This window comes from Chamaesiphon sp. GL140_3_metabinner_50, from assembly GCF_025361915.1.
In the GTDB taxonomy this organism is placed as follows: domain Bacteria; phylum Cyanobacteriota; class Cyanobacteriia; order Cyanobacteriales; family Chamaesiphonaceae; genus Chamaesiphon.
In genome coordinates, this window is record NZ_JANYJC010000350.1 from 1 (window position 1) to 8,481 (window position 8,481).

9 protein-coding genes are annotated in these 8,481 nt (G+C 44.8%); 8 read left to right on the top strand and 1 reads right to left on the bottom strand.

The window, feature by feature from the left end; genetic code table 11:
* Window positions 1-684: 684 nt before the first annotated feature.
* A complete protein-coding gene (gene scpB, locus Q0R35_RS17150; protein WP_295621236.1) occupies window positions 685-1,251 on the top strand; it encodes an SMC-Scp complex subunit ScpB in 567 nt (188 codons plus the stop codon).
* 227 nt (window positions 1,252-1,478) lie between these two features.
* Complete coding sequence (locus tag Q0R35_RS17155; RefSeq protein ID WP_295621239.1) at window positions 1,479-1,817, top strand: DUF760 domain-containing protein; 339 nt, start codon at window positions 1,479-1,481, stop codon at window positions 1,815-1,817.
* Between the two features lie 13 nt (window positions 1,818-1,830).
* Here Q0R35_RS17155 and Q0R35_RS17160 read toward each other — a convergent pair whose 3' ends face one another.
* Window positions 1,831-2,877, bottom strand: coding sequence for an aromatic ring-hydroxylating dioxygenase subunit alpha (locus Q0R35_RS17160; RefSeq protein WP_295621242.1), 1,047 nt, complete (start codon window positions 2,875-2,877; stop codon window positions 1,831-1,833).
* 105 nt (window positions 2,878-2,982) lie between these two features.
* Between Q0R35_RS17160 and recO the strand changes: the two genes are divergently transcribed.
* From recO to Q0R35_RS17190, 6 genes are all read left to right on the top strand, one after another.
* Window positions 2,983-3,798, top strand: coding sequence for a DNA repair protein RecO (recO, locus tag Q0R35_RS17165; protein WP_295621246.1), 816 nt, complete (start codon window positions 2,983-2,985; stop codon window positions 3,796-3,798).
* Between the two features lie 448 nt (window positions 3,799-4,246).
* Window positions 4,247-5,668: an MFS transporter gene (locus tag Q0R35_RS17170; RefSeq protein ID WP_295621249.1), complete on the top strand. Its 1,422-nt coding sequence runs from the start codon at window positions 4,247-4,249 to the stop codon at window positions 5,666-5,668.
* 24 nt (window positions 5,669-5,692) lie between these two features.
* Window positions 5,693-6,472: an ATP-binding cassette domain-containing protein gene (locus Q0R35_RS17175; protein WP_295621252.1), complete on the top strand. Its 780-nt coding sequence runs from the start codon at window positions 5,693-5,695 to the stop codon at window positions 6,470-6,472.
* A gap of 56 nt (window positions 6,473-6,528) precedes the next feature.
* Window positions 6,529-7,113, top strand: coding sequence for a Uma2 family endonuclease (locus tag Q0R35_RS17180; RefSeq protein ID WP_295621255.1), 585 nt, complete (start codon window positions 6,529-6,531; stop codon window positions 7,111-7,113).
* A 7-nt stretch (window positions 7,114-7,120) separates the two neighbouring features.
* Complete coding sequence (locus tag Q0R35_RS17185; protein WP_295621258.1) at window positions 7,121-7,987, top strand: hypothetical protein; 867 nt, start codon at window positions 7,121-7,123, stop codon at window positions 7,985-7,987.
* A gap of 68 nt (window positions 7,988-8,055) precedes the next feature.
* The coding region (locus Q0R35_RS17190) for a VWA domain-containing protein (RefSeq protein WP_295621260.1) at window positions 8,056-8,481 on the top strand (426 nt) is incomplete at its 3' end.

Genomic DNA, 8,481 nt, shown 5'->3' on the forward strand with positions numbered 1-8,481 from the left:
AATGCTCAAGCCACCAAAGATCCCAAGCAATGGAATCCAGGCTGGCAAACTCTCGATGAAATGGCATTAGCACCAGATGAGTTGGTATTTATTGAGTAAGGTTGAGTAAATGCGATCGAGATCTAAGTCAATCCAAATATCTATAAAATCAACTCAATATTAGAGGAAAAACTGTCAGATCTGCCACGTTATTAGTTAAACAACATGTCAGTTCGGATTCATCATGGTTGGTTTACAGAAATAGCGATGTTTACAAACCTACAAAAAAATTGCCGCCGATTTCTGGCAACTGCTTCTGAGCGAACCCGATAATTTATATCCATTTTTCGATCTTTATTTATCTTTTGATGGATTGACAAGTTATTGGCGTGGCATTGAATTCAATCGTGTGGAAGGATTTTGCGAACGAGTAATAGAAGAATTAGACGATATGTAAGATTTAGCGATCTTCGACGTAAAAGATTAGTTCTTGCTTCAATTCTCGCTCTCCGTTCGGGCGGCAACTTTTCCATCTCCGAGTCAAAAGTAATCATCAGTTCAGATGCTCTAAATTTTATAAAGATACATAAAATATTGACAAGATGAGAGTCGATCGCAACCTAGATGCTAAGATATTACCTATTCTACAGCTTACTAAATAAAAAGCTCACTATCCCCTATTCCCTAGCCCATACCCCTTAAAGAATGTTTCGTCTCTCCAGCCAAATCGAAGCGATTTTGTATCTCAAGGGACAAGCTCTCGATCTTGCCTTTATTGCCGAATGTGCGGGGTGCGATCGCGATGCGGCGGAAACTGCCATGATGGAGTTAATGGACGACTACGCGCACCGAGATAGCGCGCTGGAAGTTGTCGAAACGCCAACTGGTTATACGCTCCAGTTGAGAGCTTCATTCCAAGCTCTAATCGATAAAATGATTCCCCCCGAAATCGGTACGGGTGCATTACGAACGCTGGCAGCGATCGCCATTAAAGGCTCGATTTCCCAAACAGATCTGGTAGAATTGCGAGGGAGTGGAGCTTATCAACACGTTCAAGAATTGGTAGAGGTAGGCTTCGTTCGCAAACGTCGTCAATCGGGAAGTCGATCGTCATTATTGCAAGTTACCGATAAATTTCATCGTACCTACGAACTCAACGATCTACCCATTTTACAAGTAGCCGCAGTCAGTAAAGATCTCGAAGAATCGACTCCTATCGATCTCGCAACCATCGATCCTGATGGGGTGGATCTCCCCACTCAATCTGGCTGAAGCTGCCTACTCTAGCCGCTTGCTAGCATCCCGTTTGAAAACTAAATCCGATCGCCTGAATGCGGATAACCGTTCTGAGGGCATAATAACACTAGCGATTCGATCGCTGTCATCCACCTCGATAACACAGTATGATAGTTATATCGAGTAGTTGGCGTAGCCTCTAACAACAGAGAATCGCTCAAGATCGATCGGTCGCAAACTCGCTCCATCTAACTAAAGTAATAATGGCATTTAATCCTGATTTTCTGGAACGCAAATCTGAAGATGCTCAAGTAAATCAATTACTCAAGTATCTTCAACATCAATCCCCAGAAGTCTTAGCCCAAATTGCTAAGGCGACAACCCCCCAGGTAAAAGATATTATCACTCACAACATTCAGGGTTTACTGGGAATGTTGCCAAGTGAAGGCTTCAGCGTCCAAGTGACTACAGACCGCGACAACCTGGCAAATCTTTTAGGTTCGGCGATGATGACAGGCTACTTCCTCCGTCAGATGGAACAACGCATGGAACTAGAAGATATGCTCATGGGTTCGAGTTCTGTAGATCGCGAACAATCTTAACCAGCCTTACCAGTCAACTGCGCCAGCTTAAAATCTGCGACTTGACTGGGTTGACAAATTCACGATTTTCTGCATCGGCTTTGGTGAATTCCGATCGCAACTGGTAGTACCATTTGGCTTGAGTATCTGCATCCCTAATTAACATTAATGGGGGATCGTACTTGAGTCCAATTTGTTGTTTGACCACCATATCTCGATCTTGTCCCAAAAAGGTCGTAATAAATGGTTGGAGGATCGGCAGCAACGGTTTGAACCAGCCGATGGTAGTATAAAACATCGTGGTGACCTCAGTTTCTGTCTCTGAGATTGGGGTAATTACGGTGAGATTGGCGACGCGATTGGTGTTGGTAATAATTTGCTCGACTCTTACCCCCGGTAGCTGGAAGGCGATTTCGACATCTGCGTCACCGCCGAGCAAGCGATAGAAAAAAGTTTGTCGCTCCAGCCGATGGCGGCGCATGGTAAAGCCATAGGGTGAAGGATCGAAGGCTTTAATCTCTGCTGTTAGAATAGCATCCGATCGCCACCACCATGCCCGATGGACGAAGGGAACGTGAGCGGGATCCATCAAACCGACGACAGCATGATCGATAAAGCAGGGAAACTTCATCGTATAAGTAGATTGATAAACCGCATCTTCAAACCCAGCCACCACGGGTACGGGATATTTGGGGATGACTTCCCCCCGCTCCTGCTCGGACATATAAATCCAGACATTGCCCTGAGATTCGCACGCAGGATAGCGACGAACTTGAAACTTACTCAAATCTAAATCCTGGTTGTCATTCAACGCCGGGATGAGCGTACATTGTCCCGTTTCGTCAAATCGCCAGCCGTGGTAAGCGCATTCAATTGCAGTACCGTCAAATCGTCCACAACTTAACGGAACGGCGCGATGGGGACAAATATCCCGCAGTGCGAAGACTTCGCCAGCATGAGTACGTCCGAACACGATAGGTTCGCCGAGCAATTGTTTGGCAAACAGTTGCCCTGGTTTGAGCTGTCGTCCGGGTAAAGCGTAGTACCAAATATTTCGGAGGAAATTTCTCTGTTCAGTCACTAGTTTCTCTGGTGTTAACAGCAATTGGACGATTTGCTTGCGAACGGTAGGTTCGGCACTTATAAAGTCTATAGTATATTGAGTTCGGTCAGCATTACCTAGTTTATGAGCGGTACATATAAAGCCACAGGTATCAATCTTAAAGCTATTCCAATTGGGGAAAGCGATCGACTGTTGACAATTCTCACCCGCGAACGTGGTTTAATAAAAGCGATCGTTCCTGGTGCGCGTAAATCCAAATCTAGTTTGGGCGGACGCAGCGCACTATTTATGGTAAATAATTTATTAATTGTCAAAGGTCGATCGCTAGATAAAATTACCCAAGCAGAAACGCTCACTGTATATGGTAGATCGATCGGGGATTTAGGTAAACTAGCCGCCAGTCAATATTTAGCCGAAATTGTGTTGGCGCAAGCTTTGAGCGACCATCCGCAAGAGGAATTATATCAATTATTACTGCTCCATTTAGGCAGATTAAATAACCTCGATCTCAACGATAGCACTGCGGCGATCGCGCATTTGTGTCAGGGCATTTTTCATCTATTGGCGTTGGGGGGAATTGCGCCTCAGTTATACCATTGCTATGTTACCAGACAGGCGATCGAACCCAATTTCCAGACCATTAACTGGCAAATCGGCTTTTGTATCGAAGCCGGAAGTATCGTCGAATTAGCAACAGCCAGAGAAGATCCGAGTATTACCGTCGATTATCGCCTGAATGCACTAGATTTACTCTTGTTCCAGCACTTATCAGATCCTAGCCTCGATCGACTAGAAATGGCAATCGATCGATTTACCCTCGAAACTATCTCAGATTTGGAGCTAGCAGGCGGCTGGAGACGGCTTGAGAGGATCTTACGTCAATATATTCATTATCACCTTAACATTCAGATTCGATCGGCAGCATTGATCGATCTGTAGAGAGATGGGAGATGGGAGATGGGAGTAAGAAGTAAGAATGAGGATTTAATAACTTGCGTAGGTTGGGTTTCGCGTTGCTCTCAACCCAACCTACTTTAAAATAGCAACGTTGTGTGCGATCGATAATTTGGTATTTTTTAGATAATTGGTAGTAGCCGTCCCACACTAGCTGTCGAAACCCGCTACACTAAAAGCTGTCAAACCGACATAGAGGAAGCTTTTGCGATCGTCAGAGACTAAAACTAGCAATTATCGTTGACTTAGAATCTAACTACCTGACACATCCAGATCTAGAACGAAATATATGTACAGCTACAGAGCATCCTGCTGTCGCGCTCACCCGGATCGCTTTAAAATAGAAGACATAGAACATGTTTAATCTACAGCATCAACTTTTTAACATTAAACTTTAATTTTTGCGGCGATCACAGCCCTACCCCGTTACTCAATGCGATTATCTGATTTTGACAAAGTACCAGAAAGTGAATTGACAGATGCCACAATTACCGGATCCGCCAGCTCAGAAATTCCAGCAGATCCAGTAACGGCAAATGGCGACGGTACCGCGATCCAAACACATACCGATAATTTAGAGCCTCAGCCGGGATTTTTTACAGTTCTCAAAAATCGTAACTTTGTCACCCTGTGGAGCGGACAGATTTTCTCGCAACTAGCCGATAAAGTCTATGTGGTGTTGATGATTGCCATTATTGAAAGTCGATTTCAGTCAGAAAATCAGAGTATTAGTGCTTGGGTATCGGCGATCCTGATTGCAAATACGATTCCAGCGGTACTATTTGGCTCTTTGGCGGGGGTCTTTGTCGATCGGTGGCATAAAAAAGAGGTTTTAGTAATTACCAACCTGTTCCGGGGCGGATTGGTGCTAGTCGTACCATTTTTGCTGTGGTTGACTAAGGGACAAGTATTTATCAATTTACCATTGGGGTTTGAAATTCTCTTAGCAGTCACTTTTATGGTGTCTACTTTGGGTCAGTTTTTTGCCCCCGCAGAGCAATCGGCAATTTCGATGATTGTCGATAAGCCAAATCTACTTGCAGCGAATTCTCTTTACACCACCACGGCGATGGGTTCGCTAATTGTCGGGTTTGCGATCGGCGAACCTATTCTAGCATTGGCAGACAGTCTCGGCGCAAGCGTGGGTTTAGGTGTAAATATCGGTAAAGAATTATTAGTCGGTACTAGTTATGTCATTGCCGGAATTTTTCTGCTCGTGATGCGAACGGGGGAAACCAAGCAAATCCTCACAGGAGACGAACCGCACGTTCTAGCAGATCTCCAAGATGGCATCCGCTATCTGGGAGAGCATAAACAGATCAAAGGCGCACTGATTCAACTGGTAATCATCCAATCGGTAATTGCTTCGATGACCGTAGTTGCCGTGCGGATGGCAGAATTATTACCAGAGATTAAAGCTTCCCAATTTGGCTTTCTGTTAGCCGCTGGTGGTGTCGGGATGGGCTTAGGCGCGGTAGCATTGAGTTATCTCGATCGCAAATTATCTCGCACCCAGTTGAGTTTGTATGGTTCGCTGGGGGTCGCAGCCTCTTTAATTGGGTTATCATTTTCTCAATCGCTGTGGCTGAGTCTATTATGCTTAGTCGGCATGGGCGTATTTAGCGCGAGTGTGATGATTCCCATGCAAACTACCATTCAAAGCGAAACGCCAGAAGAAATGCGCGGTAAAGTATTCGGACTGCAAAATAACGCCATTAATATCGCCCTCAGCCTTCCGCTAGCACTGACCGGAATCGCCGAAACAGCTTTAGGCGTTCCTACTGTATTATTATCTCTAGCCGCAATTACCGCAATTGGTGGTATATTCACTCAAAAGTATAATTCCGCAGATTAGTTAATTTACCCTATCCCCTTCTAGATGGAACCGATAATTCAACTACGCGGAGTCTCTCAAGCCTTTGGTAATAGCGTAATTTTAGATAGCTTAGATCTGGATATTTATCCAGGACAGGGTTTAGGCGTAATTGGGCCATCAGGAACGGGTAAATCGACGATTCTTCGCATCATTGCTGGCTTATTGACTCCAGATGAGGGCGAAGTATACATTCGGGGCGAATTGCGGCGCGGATCGATCGAAGATGGTAACGATCCGATTTATATTGGGATGGTATTCCAGCAAGCCGCCTTATTCGATTCGCTCACCGTCGAAGAAAATGTCGGCTTTCGGTTATTTCAACAGTCGCGGATTTCTCGCAAACATATTCGCGAACTGGTAGATGCTAAATTAGCCCTAGTCGGAATGGCAGGTGTCGCGGATCGATACCCCGCGCAATTATCTGGAGGGATGCGAAAACGGGTTAGTTTTGCTCGTGCAATTATGGCAAATCCCGAACATCCTGAAGATAATCCAGAGGTTCTATTATACGACGAACCAACTGCTGGGCTAGATCCGATCGCCTCTACAGTCATTGAAGATTTAGTCCGAGATTTACAAAATGTCGAAGATGGTTGCAGTACCTATGTAATGGTTACTCACCAAAATAGTACCATCCGCCGCACTACCGATCGGATCGTGTTTCTCTATCAAGGTAAAGTCCAATGGGATGGCAAAACTGAAGACATCGACACCACTGATAATCCCCTCATCCGCCAATTTTTTAGTGCCAATACCCACGGGCCAATTCATCTCATCGATTGAGGATCGATGTTGAGTTTGTTACAATATATCTAGCGATCGCCAGGAGTTTTCATTCGATGATATTATCGACCGAAGCAGTAGTCAAGCATCCGCGATTTGAATCTTTTGAGGAATATTTAGAGTACATCGATAGCAACAATCGGTTGTACGAATTATTCAATGGAAAATTAGTCGAAGTGCCGCCAGAATCGGGATTTAATATCGGGATTGCAAATAAACTTCTCATCCAGTTTGCTCAGATTGTCGGCTATTTGCGAGTTCGGGGACATGGGCTAGAGTTGGAAGTAAATGGCGAACCTCGAAATCGTTATCCCGATCTGACGATTATTAAAACCGAACATATCGAACAGTTACGCGATCGCAATACAATTAGATTAAATATGGCACCACCAGATTTGGTCGTGGAAGTAGTCAGTCCTGGGAATTTGCAACGAGACAGAGATTATATTGCCAAACGAAATCAGTATCTAGACCGAGAAATTCTGCTCTATTGGATTGTCGATCCACATGTCAAAGAAATTATAGTTTTGACGCTAACACCAGCCGGATATCAAGAGCAAATTTATCGAGGTAGCGACAAATTAGAATTTCAGGGTGCATCATTAAATTTAACCGCTGATGAAGTTCTAGATGCTGGTTGAAAACTGCATGTCATTACCAATTCAATTACCCATTAATACCGCACCATTAGGATATCGCTCTCAATCGATCGATACCAATATTAACGCCGATTTAGTCCGCTTTCACTTATATCGCCAGCGCACCACTGTAGAGCGGCTAATTTTGGGTGCTAAATATAAGCAAAGTGCCAGAAAATTATCACTTGAATGTCTGCGCCAGAGCTTTCCCGAATTAACAGCAACGGCTTTCGCCCAGAAGATTGCACAGGCTTGGTTACAATCGAAATATCCGATCGATTATATACCCGTAAATTCAATGAGCTGGAATCAGGATCCGACGGCAATTGCCGCCATCCTCGCCCAGATCTTAAATGCGGCGAATATCCCTTACTATATTACTGGCGGAGTAGCTGCAATCGCTCATGGTGAGCCTAGAGCCACGATCGATCTTGATGTGGTCATTGCGATCGATTTAGTCGATTTACCCACCTTGGCTGCCAATTTTGAAGCCCAGGGATTCTATGTAGCTGGCTTGACGGATGTTCTAGCTGGAAGTTCACACTGTCTCAATATCACCCATTTAGAAACGATTGAGAATATAGACTTGATGATTTCCGGTAAAGATGAATACGATCGCATTAAATTCGATCGAAAACGCTTGTATACCTTACCAGGAAGTGGCGAAGTCGCGATTGCATCACCAGAAGATGTCATTATTACTAAACTAATCTGGCGGCAAGAAAGTCAATCTGATAAGCAGTGGCGAGATATTTTAGGCGTTTTGAAAGTACAGCAAGAAAAGTTAGATTTTGTTTATCTCCAAGATTGGGTAGAGCGATTTGGACTAGAATCAGATTGGCAACGCGCAAAGCTTGAAGCTGGAGTCGTTGGTTAAGGAATGGGATTTTGGGGCATATTAGACAAAGCCATCATCGATCGCCAAGAGCTTATACAAGGACAAGTATGATTAATACAAGCTGCAATTTCGATCCTGCCATTTTACCTACTGGTAAAGGATTAAATACCCAGATTTTGATTCGGCTCAGATCCGATCTACCAGAATCGCCACGCCGCAATCTTAATTTATCACTGGCGATCGATCGATCCGGCTCGATGGCGGGTTCGCCGCTGTATCATGCACTCGAAGCGGCTGAATCGATCGTCGAGCGATTAGCCGCTAATGATACCTTTTCGATCGTGACTTATGATGACTCGATCGATACCGTCGTACCACCCCAAGCTGTCACCAATAAAAACGCGCTCAGAGCAGCAATCCGACGCATCCGGGCGGGTGGATTGACTAATTTGTCTGGCGGCTGGCTCAAAGGGTGCGAACATGTCAAAGCGCACCTAGATCCGCAGCGGATCGATCGAGTTTTACTGCTCACC